Genomic DNA, 14,860 nt, shown 5'->3' with positions numbered 1-14,860 from the left:
GCTACTTCCCTTCGTCCACGCCCACGAGCGCACCGCAGAAGGCGCGCGCATCGAAGGACTGGAGGTCCTCCAGGCCCTCACCCACGCCAATGCGGTAGATGGGCAGGCCCATGTTGTGTGCGATGGCGACCACGATGCCCCCCTTGGCGGTACCGTCGAGCTTGGTCACGATGAGGCCATCCACATCGAGGGCCCCGTTGAACTCCTTGGCCTGAGCAAGGCCATTCTGCCCCGTATTGGCATCGATGACCAGCACCACCGAGACCGGCATGGTGGAGCGCCTGCGCGTGACGCCGACCACCTTGGCAAGCTCGCGCATGAGCTCGGGACTCGTATGCAGGCGCCCCGCTGTATCCACGAGCACGAGGTCCGCACCCTCGCGCTCCGCGCGCTCGCAGGCGTCATAGCACACGCTCGCGGGGTCGGCCCCGCGCTCACGGGTGACGACGGGCACGCCGGAGCGCTCCCCCCATACCTCGAGCTGCTCGATCGCCGCAGCGCGGAAGGTGTCCGCACCCCCGATGAGGCAGCGCTTGCCCTCGCCACGCGCGACATGGGCAAGCTTGCCCACCGTCGTCGTCTTGCCGGCACCATTGATGCCCACGAAGAGCACGCAGGAGGGCGTGTCCTCGAAGGGGTCCCGCTCGCAGGCGGGAAAGACCTGTGCCAGGCGCTGCGCCAGGGCGCGCTTGAGCTGTGGTGCCGTGCGCAGGCTCTCGCGGGCGGCCTGCTCGCGCAGGTCGTTGCCCACCTGGAAGGCAACCTCCGCGCCCATGTCACCCATCACCAGACGATCCTCGAGGTCCTCCCAGAAGTCCTCGTCGACCTCGCCACCCATATAGAAGATCTCCGAGAGCGCCTCGCGCGAGCGGGAGAGACCCGCCCGCAGCCTGTCACCAAGACCCATCAGGCATCAACCACCCTTCCCGTCGCGTGATCGAGCCGCTGGCTCACCACGTGGCTTACGCCATCCGCCTGCATGGACACACCATACAGGACATCGGCCTGCTCCATCGTGCGCCTCTGGTGGGAGATCACGACGAGCTGCGTCGTCTTCTTGAGCTCCTCGATGGCATCGAGGAGCTTGGAGAGGTTGGAGTCGTCGAGCGCCGCCTCCACCTCATCGAACACGTAGAACGGCACCGTACGTGTCCGATACACGGCAAAGAGCAGGGCAAGCGCCGTCAGCGACTTCTCGCCACCGCTCATGAGCGTCATCTTCTGGATCCGCTTGCCGCGTGGCTGCGCCTGGATCTCGATGCCCGTCTCGTCGAGGTGGTCGGGGTCAAGGAGCTCGAGACGGGCGGTACCACCGGGGAACAGGAGCGAGAATATCTCCGAGAAGTTGGCGTTGACCTTGTCGAACACCACCACGAACCGCCTGCGCATCTTGCGCTCGATGGCCGTGATGATCCTTTTGAGGGAGGCGCGGGCACGCTCGAGGTCCTCCACTTGCCCGCCGATGAAGTCGGCGCGTCGCCTGAGCCGGTCGTACTCGCTCATGGCCACCTCGTTGACGGGGCCGATGTCGGCGAGCTCCGCCTCCAGGCGCTCCACGTCGCGCACCATGGCGTCACGGTCATCGGGGGCGGGGAGCCCAAGGGCCTCCTCGAGGATGGCACCCGTGTCGGTGATCTTGGTGATGGCGTTCTCAACCTGCACCTCAAGGCGTCCCTTGGCCACCTTGACCTCGCTCGCCTGGCCACGCGCACGCTCCAGCTCCTGGGAGGCGGCATCGACCGCCGCACGGGCGTCGCCGATGGTCCTCTTGAGGGAATCGGAGTCCGCCTCGGCGAGCGACGCACGGTCCTTGAGGCGCGCCGCCCATGCCAGTGCCCGCTCGCGCACGCCCTCGTAGCGCCTATGCAGCGGATCGATGCGCAGGCGCAGCACGTCCAGGGCACCGGCGGAGCTCACGGCCTCGTCGATGCGACGGTCGGCCTGCTCGAGCTGGCGTGCGAGCTCCTCCTCGCGCCGGACGAGGTGACTCCTGCGCTCCGACACGGTGGCTAGCTTGAGCTTGGCGTCCGAGAGCTTGGACTCGAGGGAGCCCTCCTCCCGTGACGCCTCAGAGCGCTCGCGGGAGACACGCTCCAGCTCGTCCGACAACGCCTCCGCCCTGTGCGCCGCCTCGTCGGCCGCAGCCTTGTGCCCCGCAATGTCATGGCGGGCCTGCGCCATCCGCTCCCCTGCGGCAACGCGGCTGCCCTCCACCTGGGCACGCTCGAACGCCGCCTGGTCTATCTGGGCCCTCAGGCGCGTGACCTCGGACGTCGCCGAGGAGACCTCGCCCGTGAGGCGTGCCACCTCCCCCTGCGCCCCAGCGTGTGCGTCGCGCGCCTCGGAGAGCTCGCGCTCGCTGCGAGCAAGCTCCTCGCTGGCCGCCCTGAGCGCCGCCTCAAGCGCGGCCATGCCCTTGGTCATGCGGCGGATGCGACGCTTCCGCTCGAGCATGCCCTGCTCAACGCCGCTTGCGAAGCCCACGCTCGTACGGCCGTCCGGCCACACCACCACGCCATCGCGGGTGGCGTAGGTGGCCTGAGGCTCACGGGCATGTGCCGCAAGGGCCTCGCCCACGGTGCCCACCAGGCGCACCCCCGCGAAGAGCGAGGAGACGAGGCTGTCATCGCCCTCACGGGCGCCCAGGAGCCCCACGAGCGACTCCCCCGCACCCTTGGACCCAGCCGCCCCCATAACCTCCTGGGAGACGACGGTCGCACGGCCGCGCTCGTGTGAGGACAGCGCGGCGTGAACGAGCGCATGGACGCCCTTCGCAGTGGGAGACACGAGCGCGCCCACATCGGAGCCAAGAAGCGCCTCGACGGTGGCATCCAGCCCCTCTGGTACGTCGATCAGGTCCGCGACGCGTGCCGAGACCAGCTCGGGGCTATCCTTGGCGAGGCGCGCCGCCAGCCTGTTGGCACCCTCTGCCTGCTCGTCCATGGCCTTGAGGGCCAAGAGCGTCGCCCGGGCACGCGCGAGCGACTCGCGTGCCGCATCCTGCCGTGCGCGACATCCCGTCAGCTTCCCCTGCAGGCGTCGTATGCCCTCGTGCGCACGTTCCGCTGACGTCCGTGCGACCTCAAGCTCGCGCCCCAGGCGCTCGCGATCGGCCGCGCGGGCCTCGAGCGCCTCTCGGGTCGTGCGCTCGCCGTCCTCTATCTGGGCGAGACGGCTCTCGAACATGCGGTCCTCGACCTCGGCATTGGAGATCTGGTCCTGGAGCTTGGCATAGGCCAGGGTCTCCTGGTCGGCCGTGCGCTGCAGCCTGCGCTGCTCGTCCGTCAGGCGCGAGAGGTGGCCCCCCAGCGTACGGCGGCGCTCCGTTGCCGCACGGACCTTGGGCTCCAGCTCCTCGACCTGTCGGCGCAGCTCCCCGTCCTCGCCCTTGGCCTCCTCAAGCTCCGTACCCACGCGTTCGTGCTCCTGCCGTGTGGCGCGACGCGTGCGCTCCATGTTGGAGAGGCTCATCCTGAGGTCCGAGAGGCGGGAGAGCATGTTCTTGCCCTTCTCCTCCAAGAGGCGCATGTCCGAGTCCATGCGGCCCAGCTGGTCGGAGAGGCGACGGCGCTGCTCGCCGAGATCCCCCACGAAGATGCCCTTCTCCTCGAGGAGGGCCTGATACCTGTTGAGGTCCGCCGTCCTCTCGTCCAGGCGGAACTGCGCGAGCTCTATGGCGGCGTCGGCCTCGCGTGCGCGCTCCTCCAGCACGCCGTAGTGCTCCTGGAGGCGACGCAGGTCGTCCACCGCAAGGATGCGTGCGAGCCGATCGAGCTCGTCGGAGACGGCACGCTGGCGCTTGGCCTTGTCCACCTGGCGCTCCAGGGGCCTCAGCTGGCGGTGTATCTCACGCTCGATGTCCTTGGCGCGCAGGAGGTTGTCATGCATGGCCTTGAGCTTGCGCTCGGAGCGCTCCTTGCGGCGGCGGTGCTTGGAGATGCCGGCCGCCTCCTCGATGAGCTCCCGGCGCTCCTCGGGGCGGCTGGCCAGGATGGAGTCGAGCTTGCCCTGGCTGATGATGGAGTGGGTGTCCTTGCCGAGACCGGAGTCGTGCAGGATGTCCGTGATGTCACGCAGGCGGCTCGGCGAGCCGTTGATGAGGTACTCGGACTCGCCCGAGCGATACATCCTGCGCGTGATGGCGATCTCGGCGAAGTCGATGGGAATGATGTGGTCGGCGTTGTCGAGCGTGAGCGTGACCTCGGCGAGGGCGACGGCAGAGCGGCCCGAGGAGCCCGAGAAGATGACGTCCTCCATGGCCTGTCCGCGCAGCATCTTGGCGCTCTGCTCCCCCAGGACCCACAGGATGGCATCGGAGATGTTGGACTTGCCCGAGCCGTTGGGACCCACCACCACGTTGAGACCGGAATCGAATGACATGACCGTGCGATCGGCAAACGACTTGAAGCCCTTGAGCGTCAGCGACTTGAGATACAACGCATCCCCCGCATCCTAGCCCGAGACGCGTCCGCGTCAGCGTCCGTGGCTGCCAAGGGCCCCTCGGCAGCGAGGCGCTCGAGCGCGTCGCACGCGGCCTCGGTCTCGGCCTCCTTCTTGGAGGACCCGGAGCCCCTGCCCATGCGCCTCCCATCCACGAGCACCACGGACGTGAACGTGGGGCTGTGCGCCGGACCCTCCTCGCCCACCAGGCGATACTCGGGAGCGCAGTGGGCGTCGCGCTGCGTGACCTCCTGCAGGCGCGACTTGGGCGAGACGGGGCGCCTGGCCAGCGTGGGGGTGATGCGCGCTGCGAGCGTGCGCATGACGAACCTGTGCGCCGCCTCATAGCCCCCGTCGAGGTAGAGCGCCCCCACGATGGACTCGTAGACGTTCTCGAGCGCGGAGTGCATCCCACGGGCACCCGTGCCCCGCTCCGACTCACCCAGGATGATGTGCTCGCCTATGCCGAGGTCCTGGGCGACCTCGCTCAGGGTCTTGCCCGACACGAGCGAGATCTTGAGACGCGTGAGCTCGCCCTCGTCCATGGTGGGGAAGCGCTCGAACACCTCGGTGGCGATGATGGCACCGAGGATGGAGTCACCGAGGAACTCGAGGCGCTCGTAGGAGGCCGAGACGGACCGGCCCTCCACGGCGGAGGGGTGGGTGAGGGCGTGCTCCAGGAGCTCGCGATTGGAGAACGTATGGCCCACGATCTTCTCTACGGCCGTGATGTGCGCGGCTATCTTCATGTATGCCCTACCCCTGTGAACGCTCGATGGCCACGACCGCATCCCCGATGGTGGCGATGCCTGTGAGATCCCCGTCGCCCAGCCGTGTGCCAAACTCCTCCTCGAAGGTGGTCACCAGCTCAAGCAGGTCGAAGGAGTCGGCGCCCAGCTCCTTGAACTCGGTCGCGGTCGTAAGCTCCGAGCGATCGCACTCCAGCTCGTCTGCCACCAGGTCGAGCACCCTGTCGAGCAGCTCCTCATGGGACATGCACACCATCTCCCATCTCGTCCTCCAGGACAAATCCCATCCCTCTGATTGTAGCAATTGACGCGTTACGGCTCCGCCTGCACCTCGGCGGCGAGACGCTCCACGAGCTTGGCGGCGCAGGCCCTCTGGGTGGCCAGGACGCCGTTCTTGACGGCCTTGGGGGACGTGGCGCCATGGCCAATGAGCACGGGCGCCTTGAGGCCCAACAGCATGGCCCCACCATACTGGTCACCCGAGAGCTTGGAGACGAGCCCCTTGAGGCCGGGCTTGAGCAGCCAGGCGCCTGTGGCGTAGCGCGGGGAGGATGCGGCGATCTCCCTGAGCTGACTCACGATGAACTTGGCACAGCCCTCCACGGACTTGAGGGCGATGTTGCCCGAGAAGCCGTCCGTCACGATGACGTCAAAGCGGCCGGCAAGCAGGTCCGTGCCCTCGCAGTTGCCAACGAACCAGCCGGCGTCGCCGGAGGCGGCGGCGAGCGCCTCGTGCTCGGCAAGGGCGGCCTGGGAGCCCTTGGTCTCCTCTGCACCATTGGAGAGCAGGGCAACCGTGGGGTCGCCCACACCCAAAACGGTGCGCGCATAGGCACGTCCCATATGGGCAAACTGCACCATCATGTCCGGGCGCACGTCAGCGTTGGCGCCCATGTCCAGAAACACGGTGCTCCTGCCCATGATGCCCGGCACGGCCGTGGCGATGCACGCACGCTTGACGCCCTTGGTGCGACCGACACCCAGACTGGCCGCAGCAAAGATGGCACCCGTCGAGCCAGCGGAGAAGAAGCCGTCCGCCTCGCCCGTGTGCACGGCCGCCAGGCCCCGCACGATGCTGGAGTCCCTCTTGGAGCGCACGGCGTTGGTGGGATGCTCGTCCATGGCGATGACCTCGGTGCTCACCAGCGCACGGGTCCGCTCGTGGTGGGCACAGAAGGGTACGACCACGTCCTCGTCGCCCACCACCAGAACGCTCAGATCGTCGCTTTCGGCAAGGGCGGCCTCGATGCCGGCGAGCACCACCTCGGGCCTCTCGTCGCCGCCCATGGCATCGACACAAATGCAACTCATGCGGATCATCCCCACCCTTCTGGCTCGAGCCCGGGTCGTCCAAACACAAAGGGAGACCGACCCCCAACGGAGCCGGTCCCCCAGGCCTCATACGCTGTTGGGGCTACTCGGTGACAACGACCTCACGATCCTTGTAATAGCCGCAGCTGGGGCACACATGGTGCGGAAGCTTGGGTGCTCCGCACCGAGGGCACACGGAGCGTGCCGATGCGGCGAGCGTGCCGTTGGCGGAGCGGCGCGTGTGCGTGGCGCCGCGGCCCTTCTTCTGCTTGGGAACTGCCATCTTGTACCTCTCTTACCCTCATGCACGCCCCTGCGGATACGGGCGATCATTCCATCAAACACACAGGCGATAACTATACCACGCGTCCTGGGTCGGGCCATCGAGACCCCAATCTTCACGCAAATACACGAGAAGGGAACACGTACGGGCGGCAGGCACTACGTATCCTCCCCCTCCAGCCTGAGGTCCCTGAGCGCCGCAAAGGGGCTCGATTCCATCCGCTCCCGTTCGCGCCGTGCCTCCACCTGGGCAGCGTGGCCACAATCGGTGTGGTTGAGGTTGGCTCCACAGATGGGACACAGCCCCTTGCAGCCCTCATGACACAGCACCACAAAGGGCGTCTCCATGAGGATGGCGGAGGCGAGGGCATCCGTGAGGTCGATGGTATGGTCATCCCCCACCAGGGAGAAGTCCACCTCATCCTCGTCATCGCCCAGCTCGACACCATCATCGGGCGCCTTGAAGAGATAGTACTCGTCCACCTCGCCCGCGATGTCGAATGACGCCTCGTCCAGGCAGCGGTCACAGGTGCTCAGCACATGGGCGCACACGATGCCCGTCGCCAGGATGCCATCGCCCGCATTGGTGAGCATGAGGTCGAAGTCGAATCCGTCGGGAAGCGAGAACTCCTTCTCACCCAACACATAGGCGTGCTCGTCACCGTGCCCCTTAAGGGGCACACAGCCACCTGCGTCGGCGAGACGGTCATCTATGATCGTGAGAACCTGCCGCACGCCTGCTACCAGGGGACGTTGTTGGAATCGTTGCGGGAGCCAGCGTTCTCGTCGAGCGTCTGGCGCACGCGCGTGACGGAGTTGGTGAGCGACTTGAGATTGTCCTCCAGGTGAGCGAGCACGGTGTCGGCATATTCCTCCGCGTTATAGCGGGTGTCACGCTCATACTGCTGAGCCTGGTCGCGCACGTCATCCGCCTTCTGCTGGGCGAGGCGCACGACCTCCTGATCGCCGGCGAGAATCATGGCCTGCTGCTGGGCGTCGGCAATGATGGAGTCTGCCTGCTGCTGGGCACGCTCGAGGGTCTCGCCCTCCTCCTTGACGATGCGACGGGCATCGGCGAACTCCTGGGGGAAGCGACTGCGCACCTCATCGAGGATCTCATAGATCTCCTGGGCATCGACGATCCGCTTCTGGCCACCGCCGGTCAGGGGGGTCTTGCCTTCACTCACGACCTGTTCGAGCTCATCGAGCAAGCTCTCGATTTCCTCACCCGGCTGCATGCAGGGCTCCTTTCGTCTTCCAAAGACCCAAGAGTCGTGCCACGCGGCACGGCGGTGCTCATTTCACTGCATTCTAGCAGAATAGCGTTGAGAGCCCCTCTCCCACCAAGAGCACCCAAAAAGCGCAACTGGATACCTTCCTGACTCGATTTGGCCTTTCCATCATCTTCCTTGACGTACTATATGCGTGTTGCAACAAAGGGCCATCGGATAGCAAGGTTCCCAACACGAAGGGACTGCCATGAGTCGCGTACGCAAGAAGGAAGACCTCTTCTACTCCCTGCTCGAGGACCTCTGCGCCGAGCTCGACCGATCCGGCAAGGCATACCTTGACATATTCGAATCCTACCCCGATGGCGTCGAGAGGATCCGTGCCATGAAGGACATCGAGACCGAGTGTGACGACAAGGTGCACAACCTGCTCACCAGGCTCTATGAGTCATTCATCACCCCGTTCGACCGAGAGGACATCAACGAGCTCGCACTCAAGATGGATGACGTGGTGGACGGCATGGAGAACATCTCCCGCCGCCTCGAGATCTTCCACGTCGGGTCCATGCGCCCTGAGGCCGTCGAGCTCGCACGCCTCACCGACCAGGGCACCACAGAGCTCCGAAAGATGTTCGCGCACCTCTCCAACTTCAAGAGGGATCCCGTCGTGATGGAGCAGACCCACAGGATTCACGAGATCGAGGACCAGGCCGACGATGTCTACCACGATGCCATCGCCCGCCTGTACAACGAGAATGACGCCCCCGCCACCCACCTGCTCAAGTGGAACACCATATTCAACCACATGGAGGACACCATAGACGCCATCAAGCTCGTGTCCACCATCGTGAGCGATGTGGTGCTGAAAAATGCCTAACGCACTGCTTATCGGTGTCGTGCTGACGGCGCTCGTCTTCGAGTTCATCAACGGCTTCCACGACACGGCCAATGCCATCGCGACCACCGTCTACACCAGGGCCCTCACGCCCCGCGTCGCCATCCTCGCGAGCGCCGCCATGAACTTCCTGGGCGCCCTCACGCACGAGGGCGTGGCCATGACGATCGCACATGGCCTGGTGAACGTGAGCCTCGACCTCTCGGTCATTCTTGCCGCCCTCATCGGCGCCATCATGTGGGATCTCCTCACCTGGTGGCTCTCCATCCCCTCAAGCTCGAGCCATGCCCTCATCGGCTCGCTCATCGGCGCGACCATCATCTACACGGGCACCACGGAGCACGTGATGTGGGACGGCGTCCTCGAGAAGGTCGTCATCCCCCTCTTCACCTCGCCCCTTATCGGTCTGGTGCTGGGATTCTTCCTCATGAAGGTCGTCTTCGAGCTCTTCGCCAACTGGACCTGCCACCATACGACCACGCTCTTCCACCAGCTGCAGATCGTCTCGAGCCTGTTCATGGCCTTCAGCCATGGTTCCAACGACGCCCAGAAGACGATGGGCATCATCACGATGGCGCTCATCGGCGTGGGCATGCTGCCCGGGGGAGCCGGTGTGCCCCTGTGGGCAAAGGTGTTCTGCGCGACTACGATGGCCCTGGGCACAGCCATCGGTGGGCGGCGCATCATGAAGACCGTGGGCAGCGGCGTCACCAGGCTGGAGCCCGTCATGGGCTTTGTCTCTCAGACGTCGAGCGCCATCGCCATCCAGGTCATGACGGCGCTGGCCGCGCCTGTCTCCACCACGCAGGTGGTGACCACGGCCGTCATGGGCTCGGGTGCGGCGAAGGGCTTCAAGAAGGTCCACTGGGGCCTCGCCAAGAGCATCGTACGGGCGTGGTTCGTGACGCTTCCCGCCACCATGCTGCTCGGCGCCGCGGTGGCATTCATCGTCCTGCATGCCTAGGACAGACACGATGGATGGGCCCACCACGTTCGTCCATCCTAGGTCCTGCACTATCTGCCATAGTGTGCCATGAGCGTCTCGCGGACGCAGTCCGTGACGAGGAAGGACACGTCGCCACCCATGGACGCCAGCTCGCGCACGATGGAGGACGAGACATACCCATATCTCGGGTTGCTCATCACGAAGATGGACTCGATGTCGGGCGCCAGGTGATAGTTGAGGTCGGCCTGCTGAAGCTCGTACTCGAAGTCGGTCATGGCGCGCAGGCCCTTGACCACGCCGCCCACATCGAGCGTGCGGCACAGGTCCACGAGCAGGCCACCAAAGGGAATCACCTGGACGCCGCTCTCGATGCCCACCTCGCGCACGGAGCGACGCACGAGCCCCACCCGCTCGTCGAGCGAGAAGGCCGTACCCGTGCCATGCTTGGCGACCGATTCCGCAACGGCAACCGTCACCTTGGGAAACATGCGCCTCGAGCGCGCGATGACATCGAGGTGCCCCAGCGTCACGGGATCAAACGTGCCCGGAACCACCACATGACCGATCAGTTCCTCACTCATGCGCTTCCTTCCTGTGAAACAGCGTGACGGCGGTGATGCCATGCGTCCGTTCCCTCAGCACCGAGAACCCCGGCAGACTGAGGCCCGGGCGCGTGCCCTCGTGCTCATAGGCCACGAGGGCACGCCCCGTGAGTGCGCCCGCCCGCACGAGGTCCCCCACGAGCCGCGAGACCACATCCGCATCCACGGCATAGGGCGGATCGAGCACCACAAGCGCAAAGGGACCGCCCTCGATGGGCCCCGACGCCAGTCGTGTGACGTCCGCACAGACGATCGTGGCGACGTCGAGCGCACCGAGGGAGCGCGCGTTCGAGCGCACGACGTTGGCCGCCCTGCGATCGCGCTCCACAAAGGTGCAGCGTGCGGCCCCGCGCGAGAGCAGCTCGAGGCCTACGGCGCCCGAGCCCGCAAAGGCGTCCAGGACACGCAGGCCCGAGAGGTCGAGTCCACAGGCCGAGAGTACCATGGAGGCGAGCGACTCGCGCATGCGCTCCGTGGTGGGGCGCGTATGCCTGCCCTCGGGGGCCGCGATGGCCCGACCACGCCATGCGCCCCCCACGATGCGCATCCTGATCACGTCCGCTCGACCTCCTCGAAGTAGGCGCCAAAGCGATCCTGCACCTCAAGGGAGAGGGCCACATGCTCATCCTCGCGCAGGGTGGGGTCATGCTCCACGATGGCGGCGGCATCCTCGTGTGCCCAGGCGATGAGGTCGCCATCCTCGGCAAGGTCGGCGATACGCAGCGAGACGCCGCCACTTTGGCGATACCCCAGCACCTCCCCCTCGTGACGGATCTTGAGGTCGAGCTCCGCAAGCTCGAAGCCATCGCTCGTCGCCTCGAGTGCCGCAAGGCGCCTGCGGGCGGGCGTGTCCCGCCTGGCTGCACAGGAGAGGAACACCCGCCCCGCCCGGTTCCCCCTGCCCACGCGGCCGCGCAGCTGGTGCAGGGTGGCCAGGCCAAAGCGATCGGCGTCGAACACGAGCATGACGGTGGCATTGGGCACGTCCACACCCACTTCGACGACGGTCGTGCAGACCAGCACGTCTATCGCTCCCGCACGGAAGTCGCACATGATGGCGTCCTTGTCCGCAGCGGGGAGCCGTCCGTGCAGCAGCCCCACGCACAGGCCCGCAAGCGTACGTCTCAGTTGCCGCTGGGTGGCAACGGCGGAGTGAAGGGTGCGCGCATGGGAGAGCGACGCAGTGGGGACGTCGTCGAGCCCCGTTCCGTCATCGTCGTCATCGACGAGGGGGCAGATCACATAGGCCTGTCTTCCCTGCTCGTGCGCCTCGCGGATGGCGCCGTAGGCAAGGTCGAGGTTCTCGGGGGCAATGCAGGTGGTGCTCACGCCTGCGCCGGGGTTGGGTCGGTGCACGATGCGCGAGCAGCTCATGTCGCCATAGAACGTGAGGGCCATCGTGCGCGGGATGGGCGTGGCCGTCATGGCCAAAAGGTCCGCGCCAGCGCCCTTGTGCCTGAGGGCCGCTCGCTGGTCAACGCCAAAGCGATGCTGCTCGTCGATGACGACGAGGCTCAGGCGCGCAAACGCGAGCGCATCCGAGAGGATCGCCGTGGTGCCGAAGACGACGCTCGTCCTCCCGGCGGCAATGTCCACCTCGATCCGCGCCCGCTTCCCCTCGGGCGTCGAGCCCGTCACGAGTGCCCAGGTGACGCCTGCCGCATCCAGCAGGGGGCCGAGACGTTCGGCATACTGTGCCGCCAGCACCGAGGTGGGAGCCATCATGGCAGCTTGGGAGCCGGTGTCGGCCGCGGCGGCGAGCGCCACGGCGGCCACGGCCGTCTTGCCCGTGCCCACGTCCCCCAAAAGGAGCCGGTTCATGGGGTGGGGGGCCGCCATGTCCGCCAGGATCTCGTCTTCCGCCTGGCGCTGCTCGTCCGTGAGCGCGAAGGGCAGGGCGGCGCGCAACGCCCGCACATGAGCGCCATCCGTCACATGGCTCGTCGGCGTGATGCCACGCTGCTCCAGACTCTGGCGCGTCATGAGCGCCAGCTGCAGGCAGACGAGCTCATCATAGGCGAGGCGACGGCGGGCCTCGTCCTTAAGGGCCATGGTCCTGGGAAAATGCACCTCGCGCAGGGCGCGTGCGAGCGTCATGAGGCGGCGGCGCGCCACAAGGCGCGCGGGCAGGACATCGCACACGTCCGCGTGCTCGGCGACAGCCGCCGAGACGATACGTCGCATCCACGCGGCGCTCACGCCCTCGGTCGTAGGATGCACCGGGAGGATGCGCGCATAGGAGGAGGAATCGTCCTCCCCACCCAGACACTCCATGAACGGCGCCCTCATCTCCTTGAAGCCATAGGAGAACGTGACCTTGCCCGAGAGCGCGATGAGATCCCCCCGCTTGAGCTGGTCGGCAATCCACGGCTGACGGAAGAAGGTCACCTGCATGACCCCCGTCTGGTCAAGCACGAAGACCTCCACGACCTGCATGCGGGGCCGCGGACGCTTGAGCTTGACCCGATCGACCGTGGCGACGATGGTTGCCTTTGATCCCACGTCGGCATGGGCGATGTCCACGACGCTGGAGAAGTCCAGGTAGCGATGGGGCACATTGAGCAGCACGTCGCGCACGCGCGTGAGCCCCATGCGCCCAAGCGCCTCCGCGCGCGCGCCGCGCACGTAGCGGAGCATCGACGAGCTCTGTGCAAGCGAGGTCGTCCGATGCAGGCGCTCGGCGACCTCGGATATGGTTGGCCCCTGCCTCACGGGACGTGCCCGCAGACCTACTCGATCGAGAAGACCACCGGGTACAGCGGTTGCTCGCCACGGTGGGAGTCGATCTCGAGGTCGGGCTGCGCCTGCTCGATGGCGGCCAACAGAACGGAGAAGGCCTCGTCGCCCATGTCGGCGCCCGCGAGGATGGTGAGGGTGTCACCCTCCTCGTCATCCTGCATGCGATTGATGAGGTCGAGCGTCACCTGCTGCACGTCGGAGCCGACGACCTGGATGGCACCACCCTCGATGCCCATGACATCACCGACGTGGATGGGACTGCCGTCGACCGCCGAGGAATCACGCACGGCCGTGGTCACCTCGCCATCGCGTACCTCCTTGATGGCCTCGCCCATGGCCTCGATGTTGTCCTCCAGGCTCGCCTCCACGTCCGCCGCAAACATGGCGGCAAAGCCCTGGGGCACCGTCTTGGTGGGGACCACACCCACCCGAACGTCATCACATGCGGAGACGGCGGCCTCTGCCGCCATGCGGATGTTGCCGTTGTCAGGCAACACGATGACGGCCCTGGCATGTGCCCTGTGAACGGCGTCCACGATGTCCGCCGTGGAGGGGTTCATGGTCTGGCCACCGGAGACGATGACGTCGACACCAAGCGACGTGAGGATGTCCGCCTCGCCGGAACCAGCGGCGACGGCCACGAAGCCCAGCTCCTTCTGGGGCCCATCGGATGCCTTGTCCTCGCGGATGGACTCCGTGCGCTCCTGCGCCTCGATGTCCATGTTGTGCACGAACACGTTGTAGACCTGGCCGTGATGCAGCATGTGGCGCAGCACGCGGTCGGGGCGGTTGGTGTGCACGTGGCACTTGTAATCGGGATTGGTGCCCACCAAGAGCTCGCAGTCGCCCATGGTCGTGAAGAACTTGAGGCAAGCCTCCTCGTCAAACTGGGGGCTGTCCGCACGGAAGAGGAACTCGGTGCAGTAGCGATACTCCGAACCCTCCCAATCGTCATTGATCTCTATGTCCACCACATCGGCCACATGCGCCTTGGCGCCACCCGCCTCTACGGTGGTCTTGAAGTCGGTGAGCTCGCCGGACTTGCCCTCGAAGGCGTTCACGAAGGCCTCGATGAAGACCGCCAGGCCATAGGCGCCGGAGTCCACCACGCCATTCTCCTTGAGGACGGGCAGCAGGTCGGGCGTGCGTGCGACGGACTCGTAGGCCTCCGTCACGATGGCGTCGAGCGCCTCGGCGGGCGTCGCCTTGGCCTTCTCCATCTGATCGGCACGGGCGGAGACATCCTTGAGCACGGTGAGGATGGTACCCTCGACCGGCTTGCGCACGGCCTTGAAGGCGACCTTCACCCCCGTGCGCAGCGCAGCGGCGATGTCCGCCGCCGTCGCATCGGGACCCTTTGCGCCTACGAGCCCCTCGGCGATGCCCCGCAGGATCTGGCTCGTGATGACGCCGGAGTTGCCACGCGCCCCCATGAGCGACCCATGCGTGATGGCCTTGGCCACAGCGGCCATGGATGCGCCCTCGGGAAGGGACTGAATCTCCTTCACCACGGTGCCCAGCGTGAGTGACATGTTGGTGCCCGTGTCGCCATCGGGCACGGGAAAGACGTTGAGCTTGTTGATCTCGTCTGCCTTATCGGCCACGACCTGCGCCGCCGCGGGGAAGCACGCGCGAATGGAGTTAGCAATCATGATGGGTGAGATCCT

At 66.3% G+C, this 14,860-nt stretch carries 14 protein-coding genes; 2 read left to right on the top strand and 12 right to left on the bottom strand.

All coding sequences use genetic code 11. The features are described 5' to 3' along the window. Position 1: 1 nt before the first annotated feature. The 8 genes from ftsY to J2S71_RS08905 all read right to left on the bottom strand — a co-directional run bounded on the left by ftsY (position 2) and on the right by J2S71_RS08905 (position 8,020). The gene (gene ftsY, locus J2S71_RS08940; protein WP_021725804.1) at positions 2-907 is read right to left on the bottom strand and encodes a signal recognition particle-docking protein FtsY; all 906 of its coding nucleotides are present in this window, start codon (positions 905-907) and stop codon (positions 2-4) included. Beyond that, the gene (smc, locus tag J2S71_RS08935; RefSeq protein WP_307391006.1) at positions 907-4,437 is read right to left on the bottom strand and encodes a chromosome segregation protein SMC; all 3,531 of its coding nucleotides are present in this window, start codon (positions 4,435-4,437) and stop codon (positions 907-909) included. The genes ftsY and smc overlap by 1 nt, the downstream gene beginning before the upstream one ends. Further along, entirely contained in the window at positions 4,419-5,189 is a 771-nt protein-coding gene (gene rnc, locus J2S71_RS08930) for a ribonuclease III (RefSeq protein ID WP_307391003.1), read from the bottom strand. Before rnc ends, smc begins: the two co-directional genes overlap by 19 nt. A gap of 7 nt (positions 5,190-5,196) precedes the next feature. Then, on the bottom strand, positions 5,197-5,436 hold the full coding sequence (locus tag J2S71_RS08925; protein WP_307390999.1) for an acyl carrier protein: 240 nt from the start codon (positions 5,434-5,436) through the stop codon (positions 5,197-5,199). A 65-nt stretch (positions 5,437-5,501) separates the two neighbouring features. Next, positions 5,502-6,500, bottom strand: coding sequence for a phosphate acyltransferase PlsX (gene plsX, locus J2S71_RS08920; protein WP_307390997.1), 999 nt, complete (start codon positions 6,498-6,500; stop codon positions 5,502-5,504). A 103-nt stretch (positions 6,501-6,603) separates the two neighbouring features. After that, positions 6,604-6,783, bottom strand: coding sequence for a 50S ribosomal protein L32 (gene rpmF / locus J2S71_RS08915; protein ID WP_021725761.1), 180 nt, complete (start codon positions 6,781-6,783; stop codon positions 6,604-6,606). A 158-nt stretch (positions 6,784-6,941) separates the two neighbouring features. Further along, entirely contained in the window at positions 6,942-7,517 is a 576-nt protein-coding gene (locus J2S71_RS08910) for a YceD family protein (RefSeq protein WP_307390990.1), read from the bottom strand. Positions 7,518-7,522: 5 nt separating this feature from the next. Further along, positions 7,523-8,020 (bottom strand): hypothetical protein, encoded by a 498-nt coding sequence (locus J2S71_RS08905; RefSeq protein WP_021725781.1) that lies wholly within the window; start codon positions 8,018-8,020, stop codon positions 7,523-7,525. A 241-nt stretch (positions 8,021-8,261) separates the two neighbouring features. Here J2S71_RS08905 and J2S71_RS08900 point away from each other — a divergent pair, with 241 nt between their 5' ends. Together J2S71_RS08900 and J2S71_RS08895 are read left to right on the top strand one after the other, a co-directional pair. Then, positions 8,262-8,888, top strand: coding sequence for a DUF47 domain-containing protein (locus J2S71_RS08900; RefSeq protein ID WP_021725843.1), 627 nt, complete (start codon positions 8,262-8,264; stop codon positions 8,886-8,888). Then, complete coding sequence (locus J2S71_RS08895; protein ID WP_021725795.1) at positions 8,881-9,870, top strand: inorganic phosphate transporter; 990 nt, start codon at positions 8,881-8,883, stop codon at positions 9,868-9,870. Before J2S71_RS08900 ends, J2S71_RS08895 begins: the two co-directional genes overlap by 8 nt. Before the next feature lie 50 nt (positions 9,871-9,920). Here J2S71_RS08895 and coaD read toward each other — a convergent pair whose 3' ends face one another. Genes coaD through J2S71_RS08875 form a run of 4 tightly spaced genes read right to left on the bottom strand, consistent with a single transcriptional unit; the run spans position 9,921 to position 14,845 of the window. Beyond that, positions 9,921-10,433 carry a pantetheine-phosphate adenylyltransferase gene (gene coaD, locus J2S71_RS08890; protein ID WP_307390983.1) on the bottom strand — a complete coding sequence of 171 codons (513 nt, stop codon included), beginning with the start codon at positions 10,431-10,433 and terminating at the stop codon, positions 9,921-9,923. Beyond that, a complete protein-coding gene (gene rsmD / locus J2S71_RS08885) occupies positions 10,426-11,001 on the bottom strand; it encodes a 16S rRNA (guanine(966)-N(2))-methyltransferase RsmD (protein ID WP_307392455.1) in 576 nt (191 codons plus the stop codon). Before rsmD ends, coaD begins: the two co-directional genes overlap by 8 nt. A 5-nt stretch (positions 11,002-11,006) precedes the next feature. Next, positions 11,007-13,166 carry an ATP-dependent DNA helicase RecG gene (gene recG, locus J2S71_RS08880; RefSeq protein WP_307390980.1) on the bottom strand — a complete coding sequence of 720 codons (2,160 nt, stop codon included), beginning with the start codon at positions 13,164-13,166 and terminating at the stop codon, positions 11,007-11,009. Between the two features lie 17 nt (positions 13,167-13,183). Beyond that, a complete protein-coding gene (locus J2S71_RS08875; protein ID WP_307390977.1) occupies positions 13,184-14,845 on the bottom strand; it encodes a DAK2 domain-containing protein in 1,662 nt (553 codons plus the stop codon). Positions 14,846-14,860 lie beyond the last annotated feature (15 nt).

This window comes from Olsenella profusa DSM 13989 (assembly GCF_030811115.1).
GTDB classification, from domain to species: Bacteria; Actinomycetota; Coriobacteriia; order Coriobacteriales; family Atopobiaceae; genus Olsenella_F; species Olsenella_F profusa.
The sequence above is the reverse complement of the archived record's forward strand: the minus strand, read 5'-3'. Positions and strand labels throughout refer to the sequence as shown.

What these genes read in the sequence shown, in the direction of transcription:
- ftsY (WP_021725804.1), bottom strand. Translation starts at nt 907, where the DNA reads ATGGGTCTTGGTGACAGGCTGCGGGCGGGTCTCTCCCGCTCGCGCGAG.
- rnc (WP_307391003.1), bottom strand. Translation starts at nt 5,189, where the DNA reads ATGAAGATAGCCGCGCACATCACGGCCGTAGAGAAGATCGTGGGCCAT.
- J2S71_RS08925 (WP_307390999.1), bottom strand. Translation starts at nt 5,436, where the DNA reads ATGTCCCATGAGGAGCTGCTCGACAGGGTGCTCGACCTGGTGGCAGAC.
- plsX (WP_307390997.1), bottom strand. Translation starts at nt 6,500, where the DNA reads ATGAGTTGCATTTGTGTCGATGCCATGGGCGGCGACGAGAGGCCCGAG.
- rpmF (WP_021725761.1), bottom strand. Translation starts at nt 6,783, where the DNA reads ATGGCAGTTCCCAAGCAGAAGAAGGGCCGCGGCGCCACGCACACGCGC.
- J2S71_RS08905 (WP_021725781.1), bottom strand. Translation starts at nt 8,020, where the DNA reads ATGCAGCCGGGTGAGGAAATCGAGAGCTTGCTCGATGAGCTCGAACAG.
- J2S71_RS08900 (WP_021725843.1), top strand. Translation starts at nt 8,262, where the DNA reads ATGAGTCGCGTACGCAAGAAGGAAGACCTCTTCTACTCCCTGCTCGAG.
- J2S71_RS08895 (WP_021725795.1), top strand. Translation starts at nt 8,881, where the DNA reads ATGCCTAACGCACTGCTTATCGGTGTCGTGCTGACGGCGCTCGTCTTC.
- coaD (WP_307390983.1), bottom strand. Translation starts at nt 10,433, where the DNA reads ATGAGTGAGGAACTGATCGGTCATGTGGTGGTTCCGGGCACGTTTGAT.
- rsmD (WP_307392455.1), bottom strand. Translation starts at nt 11,001, where the DNA reads ATGCGCATCGTGGGGGGCGCATGGCGTGGTCGGGCCATCGCGGCCCCC.
- J2S71_RS08875 (WP_307390977.1), bottom strand. Translation starts at nt 14,845, where the DNA reads ATGATTGCTAACTCCATTCGCGCGTGCTTCCCCGCGGCGGCGCAGGTC.